At 55.6% G+C, this 14,760-nt stretch carries 16 protein-coding genes; 13 read left to right on the forward strand and 3 right to left on the reverse strand.

Annotated features, from left to right (window positions below; translation table 11 throughout):
* Positions 1-55 precede the first annotated feature (55 nt).
* Complete coding sequence (cls, locus tag FE784_RS21805; RefSeq protein WP_139604354.1) at positions 56-1,495, forward strand: cardiolipin synthase; 1,440 nt, start codon at positions 56-58, stop codon at positions 1,493-1,495.
* A 97-nt stretch (positions 1,496-1,592) separates the two neighbouring features.
* On the opposite strand, the gene FE784_RS21810 is transcribed toward cls, so the two are convergent.
* Together FE784_RS21810 and FE784_RS21815 are read right to left on the reverse strand one after the other, a co-directional pair.
* Positions 1,593-2,180: a guanylate kinase gene (locus FE784_RS21810; RefSeq protein WP_139604355.1), complete on the reverse strand. Its 588-nt coding sequence runs from the start codon at positions 2,178-2,180 to the stop codon at positions 1,593-1,595.
* A gap of 124 nt (positions 2,181-2,304) precedes the next feature.
* Complete coding sequence (locus FE784_RS21815; RefSeq protein ID WP_139604356.1) at positions 2,305-2,523, reverse strand: hypothetical protein; 219 nt, start codon at positions 2,521-2,523, stop codon at positions 2,305-2,307.
* A gap of 186 nt (positions 2,524-2,709) precedes the next feature.
* Between FE784_RS21815 and prmA the strand changes: the two genes are divergently transcribed.
* From prmA to deoC, 6 genes are all read left to right on the forward strand, one after another.
* Positions 2,710-3,729 carry a 50S ribosomal protein L11 methyltransferase gene (gene prmA / locus FE784_RS21820; protein ID WP_139604357.1) on the forward strand — a complete coding sequence of 340 codons (1,020 nt, stop codon included), beginning with the start codon at positions 2,710-2,712 and terminating at the stop codon, positions 3,727-3,729.
* 12 nt (positions 3,730-3,741) lie between these two features.
* Positions 3,742-4,416: a site-2 protease family protein gene (locus FE784_RS21825; RefSeq protein ID WP_139604358.1), complete on the forward strand. Its 675-nt coding sequence runs from the start codon at positions 3,742-3,744 to the stop codon at positions 4,414-4,416.
* 132 nt (positions 4,417-4,548) lie between these two features.
* Entirely contained in the window at positions 4,549-5,310 is a 762-nt protein-coding gene (locus FE784_RS21830; RefSeq protein WP_139604359.1) for a 16S rRNA (uracil(1498)-N(3))-methyltransferase, read from the forward strand.
* Positions 5,311-5,315: 5 nt separating this feature from the next.
* Entirely contained in the window at positions 5,316-6,665 is a 1,350-nt protein-coding gene (mtaB, locus tag FE784_RS21835) for a tRNA (N(6)-L-threonylcarbamoyladenosine(37)-C(2))-methylthiotransferase MtaB (protein WP_139604360.1), read from the forward strand.
* Between the two features lie 97 nt (positions 6,666-6,762).
* Positions 6,763-7,194: an NUDIX hydrolase gene (locus FE784_RS21840; protein ID WP_139604361.1), complete on the forward strand. Its 432-nt coding sequence runs from the start codon at positions 6,763-6,765 to the stop codon at positions 7,192-7,194.
* Positions 7,191-7,883 (forward strand): deoxyribose-phosphate aldolase, encoded by a 693-nt coding sequence (gene deoC, locus FE784_RS21845; protein ID WP_139604362.1) that lies wholly within the window; start codon positions 7,191-7,193, stop codon positions 7,881-7,883. Before FE784_RS21840 ends, deoC begins: the two co-directional genes overlap by 4 nt.
* 32 nt (positions 7,884-7,915) lie before the next feature.
* Here deoC and FE784_RS21850 read toward each other — a convergent pair whose 3' ends face one another.
* Complete coding sequence (locus tag FE784_RS21850) at positions 7,916-8,890, reverse strand: Na/Pi cotransporter family protein (protein WP_139604363.1); 975 nt, start codon at positions 8,888-8,890, stop codon at positions 7,916-7,918.
* A 129-nt stretch (positions 8,891-9,019) separates the two neighbouring features.
* On the opposite strand from FE784_RS21850, the gene FE784_RS21855 reads away from it, so the two are divergent.
* The 6 genes from FE784_RS21855 (at position 9,020) to FE784_RS21880 (ending at position 14,759) form a co-directional block, all read left to right on the forward strand.
* On the forward strand, positions 9,020-10,387 hold the full coding sequence (locus FE784_RS21855) for a class I SAM-dependent rRNA methyltransferase (RefSeq protein ID WP_139604364.1): 1,368 nt from the start codon (positions 9,020-9,022) through the stop codon (positions 10,385-10,387).
* Between the two features lie 59 nt (positions 10,388-10,446).
* On the forward strand, positions 10,447-10,794 hold the full coding sequence (locus FE784_RS21860) for a YojF family protein (RefSeq protein ID WP_139604365.1): 348 nt from the start codon (positions 10,447-10,449) through the stop codon (positions 10,792-10,794).
* A 34-nt stretch (positions 10,795-10,828) separates the two neighbouring features.
* On the forward strand, positions 10,829-11,482 hold the full coding sequence (gene bshB2 / locus FE784_RS21865) for a bacillithiol biosynthesis deacetylase BshB2 (protein WP_139604366.1): 654 nt from the start codon (positions 10,829-10,831) through the stop codon (positions 11,480-11,482).
* 318 nt (positions 11,483-11,800) lie between these two features.
* Positions 11,801-12,811: a LacI family DNA-binding transcriptional regulator gene (locus tag FE784_RS21870; protein ID WP_139604367.1), complete on the forward strand. Its 1,011-nt coding sequence runs from the start codon at positions 11,801-11,803 to the stop codon at positions 12,809-12,811.
* A gap of 229 nt (positions 12,812-13,040) precedes the next feature.
* Positions 13,041-14,090 carry a DUF4432 family protein gene (locus FE784_RS21875; protein ID WP_139604368.1) on the forward strand — a complete coding sequence of 350 codons (1,050 nt, stop codon included), beginning with the start codon at positions 13,041-13,043 and terminating at the stop codon, positions 14,088-14,090.
* Between the two features lie 219 nt (positions 14,091-14,309).
* Positions 14,310-14,759 (forward strand): MarR family winged helix-turn-helix transcriptional regulator, encoded by a 450-nt coding sequence (locus FE784_RS21880; RefSeq protein ID WP_139604369.1) that lies wholly within the window; start codon positions 14,310-14,312, stop codon positions 14,757-14,759.
* The last annotated feature ends 1 nt before the right edge of the window (position 14,760 follow it).

Genomic DNA, 14,760 nt, shown 5'->3' on the forward strand with positions numbered 1-14,760 from the left:
GTTAATGCCGGCTCGGAGACGAATCGTACCTTATACGGAATGAGGAGATGCGCACATGAGTATTACGCAAAATTTGTATTTGCCGCTCTCCTTGATCAATATCCTTCTCGCCGCAACGGTCATTTTTCTGGAACGGCGAAACGTCGGGGCCACGTGGGCTTGGCTTATGGTGCTGTTTTTTTTGCCGGGCGTCGGGTTTATTCTTTATTTGTTTTTGGGGCAAAACCTGAGCCGCCGCAAAATATATAAAATCAAGGAAGAACAGCGCGAATTCGTCCAGCATCTGGTGGAGCGTCAGCAGCGCGACATTCGGCAAATCCATTTCCACGACCCGACGATGATCCATTTTCAGGATATGATCTATATGAACCTGGCCAGCGGGCAAGCGCTGTATACCCAAGACAACGATGTCGAAATTTTTACGGACGGCAACAGCAAGTTCGAATCGCTGCTTCGTGCGATCGGCGAAGCGAAGCATCATATTCATTTGGTCTACTATATCGTCAAAAACGACGGAATCGGCTCCAGACTCGTGGAAGCGCTGGCCGCGAAAGCGAGAGAAGGAGTAAGGGTCCGTTTTCTGTACGATCAGATCGGCAGCTCGGGGCTGACGAGAAGATTTTTCCGTCCTTTGACGGATGCGGGAGGAAAGACCGCCGCCTTTTTTCCTTCGAGGATCCCGTACTTGAACTTCCGTCTGAACTACAGGAATCACCGCAAGCTTGCGATTATTGACGGTACGATCGGTTACATCGGCGGTCTCAATGTCGGCGACGAATATCTCGGACTCGACAAACGGTTCGGGGATTGGCGGGATACGCATCTGAAGGTGCGGGGAGGCGGCGTGTTCCAGATGCAGATGCTGTTCGTGCTCGACTGGAACTTGTCGTCGGACAACAAAATAGGGGACGTGACGCCGTATTTTCCGGCTGCCAGCCATCCGGGCAAGGTAGGGATGCAGATCGTTTCAAGCGGACCGAACAACGATAAGGAGCAGATCAAGAAGGCGTATATCAAGATGATTCATGCCGCGAAGCAGAGCGTCTGGATTCAAACGCCGTATTTCGTGCCCGACGAAAGCTTGATGACCGCCTTGAAGATGGCGGCTTTGTCGGGGGTAGACGTTCGGATGATGCTGCCGGGAAAGCCGGATCACCCCCTGGTTTACTGGGCGTCCACCTCGTACTTGGGCGAATTGCTATCGGTCGGGGTAAAGTGCTATTTGTACGGAAAAGGATTTTTGCATGCCAAAACGATTGTCGTAGACGGACGGGTAGCTTCGGTCGGGACGGCGAATATCGATTTGCGCAGCTTCAAGCTGAATTTCGAAGTCAATGCCGTTTTGTACGATACCGCCACCGCCGCCAAGCTGCAGCATATTTTCGTGGAAGATCAGGAGCACAGCAGGCTCCTGACCGAGGAGGAATATCGGAAGCGTCCGCTGTTCAAACGATTTCTGGAATCGTGCGCCCGGTTGCTTTCTCCGATTTTGTAATGGTTGCGGAAGTCGGTTTTTCAAAAAAAGAGACTGCCCTTCCGGATTTTCCCGGCGGAGCAGTCTCTTTTGGCGTTCGTGGCAGGAGCTGCGGCATTCAATCCAGCTCGAGCAGTCCGCGCTGCAAATAGTTTTCCAGCTCTTTGGCCACGTCATAAATCGTACGGGAGGAATCCAGGTTCTCGTAAGCGTGCTCGCATTCGCCCCTGTACTCCATCTCTTCGTCGTAGTGGGAGACATACCGGTCGATCCGGTCCCGGGAATCGCCCCGCTCCACCAAACGGCTTACGATCGTATCCGGACTGGCGTATATGAAAAACCGTTTCACTTTATCCCCGTACAGCTTCTTTAAAATGTCCGCCCCGTACCGGTTCAATACGAGATAGATGCAGCCGTATTGCCGCAATCCCGCTTCGACGTCGGCGCTTTTGATCCCGTAATGCACGCCGTCGATTTCCACCGTTTCCACGAACTCGTCGTTGCGCATTGCCGATTGGAATTCGTCCGCGCCGATAAAATGATAGTCGCGGCCTTCCGCTTCATTGGCTCTCGGCTCGCGGGTCGTATACGAAATCACCTGCTTCATGGGGATCGTGGCGCCGGCCAGCTCGGCAATCGTTTTGCGCCCCGCTCCGGTCGGTCCGGTAAAGACGAATATCATCTCTTTGTCCTTCAACTCGTACATGCACAGCCTCCTCGGAATGTGATGAAAGTGACGTATGTACAGTATTCGCCATTTCGGCCGACTTCCCTTTATTGTTTGAAAATTCTGTTATCTGCACTTGATACGGAAGCTTGTGCTTCTCGCTTCAGTGCTTCTTCTTCATCTCGAAAAATTCGCACTGCTCCCTCGAATGGTAGGCGAGCTCGCTAACCCCGGATTGGACTACGACGGTCGTGTCGTCGAAACGGATAATAATGCCCCCCGAATCGATCATATGGTCGTCCTTGAACACCCGGATCGCCAGTTCGTTCTCCATCGCTTCCTGCAAATCCTGCTCGGTTATTAAACGTCGGTTGCGGATCATCTGATTGCTCCTTCGGATATACGGATTCGGTAAACCCATTGTACCAGAGAGGACTCGCCGGCGACAGCCGCTCCCGGGCGGGATACATTCCGTTGAACGTTTTACTCCCGGCGCGGGAATGTTGTACAATGAAACAGATTGCACATACGGAACAATCGGGCCGTTGTATACATTAGGGGGAATACGATGCGTTGGCATGAAATAACGATACATACGCGCGAGGAAGTAGCCGAACTGGTCGCGAACGCATTTCACGAGATGGGAGCAGGGGGCGTAACGATCGAGGAGTCAGGTACGCTCGCCAAGGAGCGGGATACGTCGCTCGGCCAGCTGTACGATACGCCGTTGAACGACATTCCGGAAGGGGAAGCGGTCGTACAAGCTTATTTCGCCGATCCCGAGGACGTAGGGGCATTGATCGGTCAGCTCGAGGAGCACGTCCGATTTGTCCGGGACGAGCTGGAATACGATGTAGGCAAGGCTACGATCAAAACGCGCGAGGTCGACGAGGAAGACTGGGCCCATTCTTGGAAGCAGTATTATAAGCCGATGCGCATTTCCGACCGTCTTACAATCAAGCCTACGTGGGAGCGGTACGAGCCGGAAAGCGCGGACGAGATCATACTCGAGCTGGATCCGGGCATGGCTTTCGGCACCGGGACGCATCCGACGACTTCGCTGTGCTTGCAGACGCTGGAAAAAGCGATCGAGCCGGGAACGGACGTCATCGATGTAGGAACCGGCTCGGGCATACTGGCGATTGCCGCCGCGAAGCTCGGCGCGCGCCGCGTGCTGGCGCTGGACCTGGATCCCGTCGCGGTCGAGAGCGCCACGGAAAATGTGCAGTTGAACGGAGTAGGCGGCATTGTCGCGGTCATGGAGAGTGATCTTCTCGGCGTTTTGCGGAGCGCGGGACTTGTAGCCGGCGGGGAGGAAGGAAGCGGTCGGACTCCGGGCGTCGACGTCGGGGCTTTGGGCGTGAAGCTGCCCGTCAAGCTTGTCGTGGCGAACATTTTGGCCGAAATTATATTGTTGTTTATCCAAGACGTATACGATGTGCTGGAATCGGGAGGCACCTACATCACGTCCGGTATATACAAGAACAAGGCGGATGACGTCGAGAAGGGGCTGGTTCAAGCAGGCTTCGCCATCGAACGCAAGGAGCGCGACCAGGATTGGATCGCCTTCGTGGCGAAGAAACCGTAGGAGGGAATCAGGGTGGACGGATTGAACAGCTTTCTGAGGTATCCGTTAGAAGAACTGCCGTTTATTTTTATCGTTCTCGTACTCGCTTTTACGGTGCACGAATTCGCCCACGCCTACGCTGCATACAAGTTCGGGGATCCAACGGCCAAGCAGTTGGGCCGGGTGACGCTGAACCCCAGGGTGCATCTGGACGTGCTCGGCACGATTCTTATTTTCATTGCCGGCTTCGGCTGGGCGAAGCCGGTTCCCGTCAACCGCGGCCGGTTCAAATATCCGAGGCTCATGGGCATTATCGTATCGGCGGTCGGTCCTCTAAGCAACTTGCTGCTCGCCTTTATCGGGGTGCTGATCGTTCATATCATTATGGCCGCCGGACTGTTGGACGGCGCTTCCAAGGGAGTCGCCGATGCGATAGCGCTATTCCTTACCCGGCTGGTCGAGCTTAATCTGGTTTTGTTCATTTTCAACCTGATCCCGCTGCCGCCGCTTGACGGGTATCGGATCATCGAGGATTTGGCGCCGACGCATATTCGGTTGAAAATGGCAAAGAATGAACAATGGGGCATTTTTATTTTCCTCATGCTCATTTTCATTCCGCCGCTTTCACGGGTGACGATCCAGCCTTTGTTTGCTATCGGCAACGATATATTAAGCGGCATGAGCCGGTTTATATCCATTTTTATTTAGCTGCTTTCCTGAATCCAAGGAAAAGATTGCGCGGCCGGGACGGTTCGGGAACGTGTCCGATCAGTAGAAATTCGTCCCGAAACGTTGTATGATGGAAGTTGGTTTCAGGATCCGACAGTAAGAAGGGGTACCATGCAGAGATACTTTATACCGCCTGAGCAAATGACGGAATCGGAAGCGGTCGTGACCGGGGACGATGCTCACCATATCGCGAACGTGATGCGGGCCCGCATCGGCGATTCGATTATCGTAAGCGACGGAGCCAGCCGAGAAGCGCTGGCAGCCATATCCGATATCGGCAAAAACCGCGTCGTCGCCTCCATTGCCGAGATGCTTCCCATGTCGGCGGAGCCGGCCATTCGCGTAACGATCGCCCAAAGCTTGCCGAAAGGCGACAAAATGGAGACGATCATTCAAAAAGGAACCGAAATCGGAGCGGTCCGATTCATCCCGTTCATCTCGGAACGGACCGTCGTCCAGTATGACGCCAAGAAAGAGTCGAAGCGGCTGGAGCGCTGGGCCAAAATCGCCAAGGAGGCGGCGGAGCAGGCGCACCGCAACCGGGTTCCGGCAGTGGAATCCCCGCTGAAGTGGAACGAATTGCTGCAATCGGTCGGGAAGGCCGATGCGGCGTTCTTTTGTTACGAGAAGGAAGCCGGAACGATGCTGAAGCAAGAGCTGCGGCGCGCCATTGCGTCGCGTGGCGGAACGGAAGGAATGAACGTCCTGCTGATTGTCGGTCCGGAAGGCGGTTTTTCCGAGCGGGAGGCGAGTGAGGCGGAAGCGGTCGGGTGCGTGCCGGTGCTGCTCGGTGCGCGGATATTGCGGACGGAAACGGCCGGAATGGTCGGACTGACGTGTATGTTATACGAAGCGGGAGAGATGGGAGGTTGACCCGAATGTCTACAGTGGCGTTTTACACGCTTGGCTGCAAAGTGAATTTCTACGATACGGAAGCGATCTGGCAGCTGTTCAAAAACGAAGGGTACGAGCAGGTGGATTTCGAGCAAACGGCCGACGTATATGTAATCAATACTTGTACCGTAACGAATACGGGCGACAAGAAGAGCCGGCAAATTATACGCCGCGCGGTACGTCGCAATCCGGACGCCATCGTGGCCGTTACCGGGTGCTACGCCCAGACGTCCCCTGCGGAAATCATGGCGATTCCCGGCGTCGATCTGGTTATCGGCACGCAAAGCCGCGACCAAATCATTCCGCTCGTGAAGCAGTTCCATGAGCAGCGTCAGCCGATCAATGCGGTGCGCAATATTATGAAAACGCGCGAGTTCGAGGAGCTGGACGTACCCGATTTTGCCGACCGTACGCGGGCATTTCTGAAAATACAGGAAGGCTGCAACAATTTCTGTACGTTCTGCATCATTCCATGGTCGCGCGGGCTGATGCGCAGCCGTCAGGCGGACAGCGTCATCAAGCAGGCTCACATGCTTGTCGAGGCCGGCTACAAGGAAATCGTTCTGACGGGCATCCATACCGGGGGCTACGGGGAAGACTTCCAAAACTACGATTTGGCCGATTTGCTATGCGATTTGGACAAGGTGGACGGCCTGCAGCGAATCCGGATAAGCTCGATCGAGGCCAGCCAAATTACCGATAAAGTCATCGACGTCCTCAATGCTTCCGATAAAATGTGCCGACATCTGCACGTTCCGCTGCAGGCGGGCGACGATGCCGTATTGGCGCGCATGCGCCGCAAATATACGACGGCCGAGTTTGGCGGCAAAATCGAGAAGCTGCATCGCGCTTTGCCGGGCGTGGCGATTACGACCGATGTTATCGTCGGTTTTCCGGGGGAGACGGAGGAAATGTTCCGGAACGGCTACCGTTTCATGGAGCAAATGCAGTTTGCCGAAATGCATGTATTCCCGTATTCCAAGCGAACCGGCACACCGGCCGCACGCATGGAGGACCAGGTAGACGAGGAAATCAAAAACGAACGCGTCCATGAGCTGATCGATCTGTCCGAGCGGATGCAGCTTGCTTATGCGCAAAAATTCGTCGGGGAAGTGCTCGAGGTCATTCCCGAGCGTACGTACAAAGGAGCGCCCGACAGCGGGCTGCTGATGGGGTATTCGGATAATTACGTCAACCTCGTGTTTCCGGGCACGGAAGACATGCTGGGCCAAATATGCCGCGTGAAGCTTACCGAACCGGGCGTCAACGAAAGCAAGGGCGAGTTTGTCCGCGTATTGGAGCCGGTTATCCGCAAAACGGCGGTCAACAGCTGAATGAGGATGTTGCAATGCGATCGGGGATTTCGCGATCCGGCCTTTGCCGGGTTGCGGAATCTTTCTTGTATAAGCAATGGAGGAGAGGCGGGTTCCCATGAAGGAAATATCGGCCGGCGGTGTCGTATACCGCGTGAGGGAAAGCAAGAAGGAAATTCAGCTGATCATGGATCGTTACGGGAAAATGACGTTGGCGAAGGGCAAAATGGAGCCGGGAGAGACGATCGAACAGACGGCGATCCGCGAAATCCGCGAAGAAACGGGCATCGACGGCACGATCGTTGCTCCGCTGGAACGGATCGGGTACCAATATACGCATGCCGAGTGGGGAGTCGTCGACAAAGAGGTTCATTACTATTTGGTGGAGGCCACCGGCGGCGATTTGCGGGCGCAGGTGGAAGAAATTAGCGGTGTCGAATGGTTCGATCCGTTGGAAGCGTGGAAGCGGCAGCGGCAGTCGGGTTACGCGAACAACGATTCCGTATTGAAAAAAGCGCTTGAAGCTTTGCGGATCGAGGTGGAATCATGAGCGGAATATCCGGTTTTCGGGTGGAAACGTTGCCGTCGTATATCGACCATACGCTTCTGAAAGCGGATGCGACGTCCGAGGCGATTTTGAAGCTGTGCGATGAAGCTCGCAGCTATAATTTCTACAGCGTGTGCGTCAACAGCGGTTGGGTGCCGACCTGCATCCGGGCACTGGATGGAAGCGCGGTGCGAGTCAGTGCCGTAGTCGGTTTTCCGCTGGGCGCCACCCTTAGCGAGGCGAAGGCGTTCGAAGCGGCCAAGGCGGCGGAGTGCGGCGCGACCGATATCGATATGGTTTTGCAGATCGGGGCGCTGCTCGCCGGCGACGAGTCGCTGGTGAGAGAGGATATACGGGCGGTCGTGGAAGCGGTAAAGGGGAAAGCGATCGTAAAGGTCATACTGGAAACCGGCTTTTTGAACGAAGAGCAGAAAAGGACCGCGTGCCGTCTGGCCGAGGAGGCCGGGGCGCATTTCGTCAAAACGTCGACCGGCTTCGGTCCGGGAGGGGCGACCGTTGACGATGTGAAACTGATGCGGGCGGCCGTCTCGCCGGACGTTCAGGTGAAAGCGTCCGGCGGCGTCCGCGATTTGGCGTCCGCACTGGCCATGATCGAGGCGGGGGCGTCGAGACTCGGTACGAGCTCGGGAGTAGCGATCGTAAGCGGCGCCGGCGGAACGGCATCTTACTGATGGCGGGTAATGACCTTTTAGGCCCATGGACTTTATACCGTCTTCGTCCCGATTCTTCTCAATACGGGCAAATAGCAGACAGGCAGCGCTATAATCGAACAGACAACGTTGAATATCGTCTGGGCGTGCGCGATCTGACCGGAAGGATTGGCCGCCAGCAGCGCCGAAGACTCGTGCAGCAGCGGCAGCAGCGGGAGAAATAGCAGCGCGCCGCCTACATTGAGCGCAATGTGCGACCAGGCTACGAATTGGCCGTTTTTGCTGCCGCCGACGGCGGCAAGCAAAGCGGTTGCGCATGTGCCGACGTTCGCGCCCAGCACGATGGCGATGCCGAGCTCGACCGGGATGGCGTCGACTGCGGCAAGTCCCATCGTCATCGCTATCGTGGCGGCGCTGCTGTGGATAATCGCGGTGAGCACCGCTCCCGCGATAACGCCCCACAGGATGCTCCGCTGCGCATGCTCGACGAACCAGCCGAACAATCCGCGGGATTGCAAGGCTGGGACGATCGTCTGCATCACCTCGACGCCGAGCATGACCGAAGCGAAGCCGCTGACGGCGAGCGAAAGGGAACGGATATGGTGCAACATACGATGGAACCTCATCCTGCGCGAAACGATGGGCCAAGGGAACAAGGTAGACAGCCATACGGAGCTTGAGGCGAGCAGCAGCGGAAAGGCCAGCTTGGTCAAATTCAGCCCGATCAATTCGGTCGTAATGCAAGTGCCGATATTCGAGCCGAGAATAATGCCCAGCGTTTTCGGGAACGTCATGATTCGGGCGTTGACCAGTCCGATCGTAATAACCGTTATCGCGCTGCTGCTTTGAAGCGCGGCGGTAACGCCGGTACCGATCAGCATGCCGCGGAGCGGAGTTCGCGTAAACCGTTCTACGAGACCGGTCAAATAGGAGCCGGCCCATTGGTGCAGCGCCAGCTCCATCACTTTCATGCCGGTCAGAAATATGCCGAGCCCGACCAGCATCGGCAATAGGATATGGGTGATCATGCAGGTCTCCTTTTTAACTGGAATCGAACCGTTTGTACCATCTTATGTGTATGGATAGACAAGCATGACAAGCTGCGGATGCGAATAAGCCGTCCAGGCAGCGAAAATGGAGCTGGAGGAAAATAAGTTATGGCATCCGTCATTTTGGACCGCAAAAGGAAAAAGCGGCTGGAGCAAGGGCATCCGTGGATTTACGCCAATGAAATCGCGAGCATGGAAGGAAGCTGCGAGCCGGGAGACCTCGTCTCGGTTATGAGCCATACGGGGCAATATTTGGGATGCGGCTATATGAATCCGAAATCGCAAATCGCCGTCCGGATCGTATCGTACTCGCCTTTGGAGGAGATGGACCGGGAGTTTTTTGCCGACCGCATCCGTCAAGCGATGCAGCTTAGAAGCCGCTTCGTCGGCGAGTCTACCGGTTACCGGCTCGTTTACGGGGAAGCGGATTTTCTGCCCGGCCTGGTCGTCGACCGGTTTGGCGACGTGTTGGTCATCCAGGTGCTGTCGCTCGGCATGGAGCGGCGCAAAAGCGTAATCGTGGAGACGCTCGCGGAGCTGCTCCAGCCGAAGGGCATCTATGAGCGCAGCGATGTGTCGGTGCGCGAGCTTGAAGGGCTCGAGCAGACGAAAGGAACGCTTTACGGCGAATGTCCGCGATTTGTGGACATTTTCGAGAACGGCCTCCGGGTCGAGGTCGATATCGAGCAAGGGCAGAAGACGGGATACTTTTTCGATCAGCGCGAAAACCGCGAGGCCATCGGCAAGCTGATGACCGGGTGGGGGGCGCGAAGCGGGATCCGTCTGTCGGTCGATGAAGACTCGGGCAGGCCGGTTCCCGTCAACGCAAACGGCAAAATTGTCACGTTTCCCTACTGGGACGGCGCGTCCGTGCTGGAGTGCTTCTCCCATACGGGAAGCTTCACGCTGAACGCGTGCCAATCCGGAGCGAAGAGGGTCACCTGTCTCGATATATCCGAGCATGCGATCGAGAATGCGAAACGGAATGTAGAGAAGAACGGCTTTGCCGATCGGGTGGAGTTCGTCGTAGCCGACGCGTTCGATTATTTGCGAGTTCAGGTGAAAGGGCTTGACGAACGGCGAGCGCGGGCCAATGCGGGGCAAGCCGGGGAGAAGGTGGACACCTCCAAGCCGGTCGGGTCGGAAGGCCGGACATGGGACGTGATCATCCTGGATCCTCCGGCGTTCGCCAAAACGAAGAGCGCCGTGGACGGAGCTCTGAGAGGGTACAAGGATATAAACCTGCATGCGATGAAGCTCGTCAACGAGGGCGGTTATCTCGTTACGGCAAGCTGCTCGTATCATGTTCGGCCGGAGGCGTTTCTCGATACGATTTTGGCGGCTGCGGCCGACGCCCGCAAAGTGCTGCGGCTGATCGAATACCGCGGCGCGGGCAAAGACCACCCGCATATACTGGGCGTAGATGAAGGCGATTATTTGAAGTTCGCCATTTTCGAGGTGCGCTCCAGAGCATAGGATTCGGATCCGACTACGGTACTTGTTCTAAAACAGCTTTCCGAAAGGGAGGAGACGGCATGAAGCCGATTGACCCGCATGCGGTACAGCGCGTAATCGATAAGCTGAAAAACCAGGATTTGTTTCTCCATCTCGAAATGACGACGGGCGCCTACGCTTCGCATTTCGACAGCTCGAAATTTACGGCTTCCACTTTTTTGAAGAACGGCGTCGTCCGGTTTGCCGAAGGATCGATTGCCGGCGGCGGCCCCGCATTTCGCGTCGGGCTGAAAACCGATACGGGCTGGGTTTATTCCGAAGGCCTGACCCATTGGGAGGGCGAAGACGAGGACACCCTCCTTATGGCGGGATTTGACGGCGAAGGCAAGCTTGTAGTCGGACTGCAGCTGGGGCGGAAACCGTTTTGAAACGAATTCTCGCATAAGAAAGAGGGGGAAGGCGATGGAACGTCAGCGACACGTTTTGGTGATACTTCCGCATCCGGATGACGAAACCGCGCTATCGGGTACGGTTGCGCTGCATATTCGGCAAGGAACGCCGGTAACCTACGTATGCCTTACTTTGGGCGAAATGGGGCGGAATATGGGGGTGCCGCCGATTGCCAACCGGGTAACCCTTCCAGCCATCCGCAAGCTGGAGCTGGAGGAGTCGTGTCGGGTTATCGGCATTCAAGATTTACGGCAGTGGGGCTTGCACGATAAAACCGTCGAGTTTGAAAACAGGGATGCTTTGATCGGGCGGATCGAAGCTGTCATCGCGGAGCTATCCCCGTCTCTGATTCTCACATTCTACCCTGGCTACAGTGTGCATCCGGACCATGACGCTTGCGGGAGCGCCGTAATCGGCGCGGTGGAGAAAATGCCCGCTTCGGCCAGACCGGAGGTGCACTGCGTCGCTTTCGCCGTAGGCTGCGAGGAAATATTGGGCCAGCCGGATATCGTAAACGATGTAAGCGAGCTGCTCGATCTGAAGCTTCGCTCTCTCGAAGCGCATCAATCCCAGTTCCGGCACATGTCGAGCATTTTATCGTTGGAGGACGAGAAGCTGCGCAGCCGGTGGGGCAAAGAACGATTTTGGACATACCGGTTCGATTGAGAGATCGGGCGTCCGCCGACAAATCCCCGTCCGATCGGGCAGCGCCGAATCGGACGGGGATTTGTTTTGTCCGTCGGATCGAATCGTTCAACCGCCGGTTGGATTCCTGCTTCAAATGATGGCGAAGGCCTTTCCCGGCCTTTTTCGATGAAGGACCATTAGTATCCATATTGTATCAGGATGCATTGAAGCGGACAATCGCAGACGGACCGGGGAAACATTTGCGGAATGACGAAAATATATCCTGCTCGGCCGCAACAAATGATATAATAGAATAAAAAACGACATGACATGGAGTCGGCTGGGAGCGTACGAGTGATGAAAACAACCATTTATGACATCGCAAAAGCGGCGGGCGTATCAATCGCGACCGTCTCCAAGGTCATCAACGGCACGGGCCGGATCAGCACTGAGACTCGTGAGCGCGTAAATGAAATCATGCAGGAGCTCGATTATCAGCCGAGTGTCGTGGCATCGGCGCTGACCGGCAAAAGCACGTTTACGATCGGTTTGCTTATTCCGGATTTGGCGAATCCGCTCTATGCGGAAATTGCCCGGAGCGTGGAGGACCGCGGGCGGGAGCTCGGCTTCAATCTCGTCATGTGCAGCACCGACAACAATCCGCGGAGGGAAGGGGACTATATTACCTTTCTCAAGCAAAAAAGGGTAGACGGCATTATTATCTCTACCGGCGTCAGCAATGAAATAGGCTTGAAAAATTTGGCCAAGCAAAAAATTCCGGTTGCCCTGGTAACGCGGGATATTCCTTCGCTTGGAGCGGACAGCGTCAAGATTGACGACTTCCTCGGCGGCTATCAGGCGGCGTCCCACTTGATCGGCCTCGGCCACAGGCACATCGCGGTCATTACCGAGGATTTGAATCTGAACAGCAGCAAGGAGCGGGTGAGAGGGTACCGGTACGCGCTGGAGGAAGCCGGAATCGACGGCGACAAGCAATTTTGCGTAGAAAGCGTCTCGTCCGTCGAAGAGGGCAAGCGGCATGCTTTGGAGATGCTTCGCTCGGAAGATTCTCCTACGGCCATATTCGCGAGCAACGATTTGCTGGCGATCGGAGCCGTACAAGCCGCCAAGGAGCTGCGGCTGACGATTCCGTGGGACTTGTCGGTCATCGGCTTCGACAATACGTTGTTGGCCGGCATCGTAGATCCTCCGCTGACGACCGTTGCGCAGCCCATCGCGCAAATGGGTCGGCAAGTGATGGATTTGATCATCCAGGAAGTCCGCGGTCAAAAACAGACCAAGCAGCGAATCGTCCTGATGCCTGAGCTGATCGTGCGGCAATCGACCACGTTCCCGCGCAAAGTTTGATCGATTTTCAAGCGGCCGACCTAGACCATGGGTCCCGCGTCCGCAATGAACGGCTGTCCGAGAGGGCAGCTTTTTTAACGGTTAATAATTTATGGATTTCGGGCTCCTCGCAAAGTACCTGGATAAACATCGGAGCAGTAGCCCCGCTTTGCGGGGTTATTTAACGCCGAGGCAAGCCTAGCTTAGCTTCGGCAGCCACGACAAACTGCTGAATAATGGAGGGCCGTCGATGCGGTTATACGGAAAAGAATGGACTCGCCGGGAGCTTGAAGCCCGGGTAGGGAATATGGGTCAAATAGGCGGCATACGGCGATTGAGGCATCAGGAAGGAAAAGAAGCCGGCGTCGAGGTTATCCAGCTGCGCACGGGTGCCGGCCTTGTATTTGAAGTGACGCCCGAGAAAGGGCTCGACGTATCGTTGGCGGAGCTGTTCGGCGCGCCCGTCTCGTGGCAATCCCCCAACGGCAATGTTCATCCCATGCATTACGAGCCGAAAGGGGCGGACTGGCTACGGACCGCTTCCGGAGGACTGTTGATGACGTGCGGTCTCGTTCATGCGGGCTCGCCTAGCGTTGACGATACAGGCAGCTACGGACTTCATGGTAGAGCTCACCATACTCCGGCCAGACTTGTATCGGCTGCGGAGCAATGGGCGGGAGACGAGCTCGAGCTGCGAGTGTCCGGAACCGTCGAAGAGACGTCGATCGCAGGGGATAAGCTAAGGCTTTCGCGCGAGATTTCCGCCAAAATGGGTGAGAACCGCATCGTTATTCGGGACACTGTCGAAAATTTCGGCTTCAAATCGGCCCCGCACCTTATGCTGTATCATTTCAACTTCGGTTTTCCGCTGCTCGGCGAACAAACGACCGTCACCTTCCCTCCGGCCACCTTATCGCCCCGGGATCCTGATTACTCCACCGATCGGCACGAGCATTGGGAGACTCCGGACGGGGAAGCGGTCGAGCGTGTTTATTATCATCGGCTGCTCCGGGACAAGCTCGAAGATTCGGGAATGGCCGAAGTACACATTCGGAATCCGTCTTTTCCGATTGGCGGCCTTTCGCGTCCATTATCCGTCAAGCTGAGGTGGTCGGCACACACTTTGCCGTTGTTGGTGCAGTGGCGTATGCCCGGCGCCGGTGATCATGTTCTCGGGTTGGAGCCATCGAACTGCGTAGTGGGGGGACGAGAGGCAGTGGAGCAAGATCTCGGGAGCTTGCCATGTCTGAAGCCCGGAGAGTCGGTGCATTACATGCTGGAACTGATAATGGAATATTAATCTTTTTGTCTTTAATAGCGGGTACATACGAAAAAGCGAGTATGGTTACTCTAATAGCGACATTTCTTGGCTCATTCGGCGGAATGGGCCTTATTACCGTTTATTTGCCATATTCCCCGGCGTTGACTTGAACATGCGGAATCGTGTAAGCTAACATTTAGTTTAGTACTAAAATATTTATTCATAAACAAATGAGTCGTAAACGAATGGGGGTGCGAAATGCCCGAGATCAGCAGCCAGCTGCTGGAACTTAGTACCATGTTCCGAAGCTTGGTCAAGAAGATGACCAACGAATGGAAACGGCGGATGGGCGACGGATTTTCGATGACGCAATTCCGTACGCTTTACGTGTTAAATTCGCGCGGACCGCAAAAGGCGGCCGATTTGGCCGAAATTTTGTGCGTTACGTCCGGAGCGATTACCGGCCTAGCCGATAAATTGATTTTGAAGCAGCTACTCGAAAGGCAAAGGAGTGAGGATGATCGGAGAGTCGTCTATTTGAGCATTACGGAGCAAGGGAAAGAAATGCTCGACGGCTTGCTGGAGAAGCAGAAGGAGACGATTTCTTTGTTTTTCGAAGGATTGCCGAAGGAAGATATCGATCATCTGAAGCGTATTTTCGAGCTTATGCTCATACGCGTCGATCAGTTGGAACAAGAGAAGGATTAGA

Source organism: Paenibacillus hemerocallicola, assembly GCF_006265175.1.
Lineage (GTDB): Bacteria > Bacillota > Bacilli > Paenibacillales > NBRC-103111 > Paenibacillus_AB > Paenibacillus_AB hemerocallicola.

Excerpts from the sequence above, each read along its gene's own strand:
- cls (WP_139604354.1), top strand. The coding sequence starts at position 56 with ATGAGTATTACGCAAAATTTGTATTTGCCGCTCTCCTTGATCAATATC.
- FE784_RS21810 (WP_139604355.1), bottom strand. The coding sequence starts at position 2,180 with ATGTACGAGTTGAAGGACAAAGAGATGATATTCGTCTTTACCGGACCG.
- FE784_RS21815 (WP_139604356.1), bottom strand. The coding sequence starts at position 2,523 with ATGATCCGCAACCGACGTTTAATAACCGAGCAGGATTTGCAGGAAGCG.
- prmA (WP_139604357.1), top strand. The coding sequence starts at position 2,710 with ATGCGTTGGCATGAAATAACGATACATACGCGCGAGGAAGTAGCCGAA.
- FE784_RS21830 (WP_139604359.1), top strand. The coding sequence starts at position 4,549 with ATGCAGAGATACTTTATACCGCCTGAGCAAATGACGGAATCGGAAGCG.
- mtaB (WP_139604360.1), top strand. The coding sequence starts at position 5,316 with ATGTCTACAGTGGCGTTTTACACGCTTGGCTGCAAAGTGAATTTCTAC.
- FE784_RS21840 (WP_139604361.1), top strand. The coding sequence starts at position 6,763 with ATGAAGGAAATATCGGCCGGCGGTGTCGTATACCGCGTGAGGGAAAGC.
- deoC (WP_139604362.1), top strand. The coding sequence starts at position 7,191 with ATGAGCGGAATATCCGGTTTTCGGGTGGAAACGTTGCCGTCGTATATC.
- FE784_RS21850 (WP_139604363.1), bottom strand. The coding sequence starts at position 8,890 with ATGATCACCCATATCCTATTGCCGATGCTGGTCGGGCTCGGCATATTT.
- FE784_RS21855 (WP_139604364.1), top strand. The coding sequence starts at position 9,020 with ATGGCATCCGTCATTTTGGACCGCAAAAGGAAAAAGCGGCTGGAGCAA.
- FE784_RS21860 (WP_139604365.1), top strand. The coding sequence starts at position 10,447 with ATGAAGCCGATTGACCCGCATGCGGTACAGCGCGTAATCGATAAGCTG.
- bshB2 (WP_139604366.1), top strand. The coding sequence starts at position 10,829 with ATGGAACGTCAGCGACACGTTTTGGTGATACTTCCGCATCCGGATGAC.
- FE784_RS21870 (WP_139604367.1), top strand. The coding sequence starts at position 11,801 with ATGAAAACAACCATTTATGACATCGCAAAAGCGGCGGGCGTATCAATC.
- FE784_RS21875 (WP_139604368.1), top strand. The coding sequence starts at position 13,041 with ATGCGGTTATACGGAAAAGAATGGACTCGCCGGGAGCTTGAAGCCCGG.
- FE784_RS21880 (WP_139604369.1), top strand. The coding sequence starts at position 14,310 with ATGCCCGAGATCAGCAGCCAGCTGCTGGAACTTAGTACCATGTTCCGA.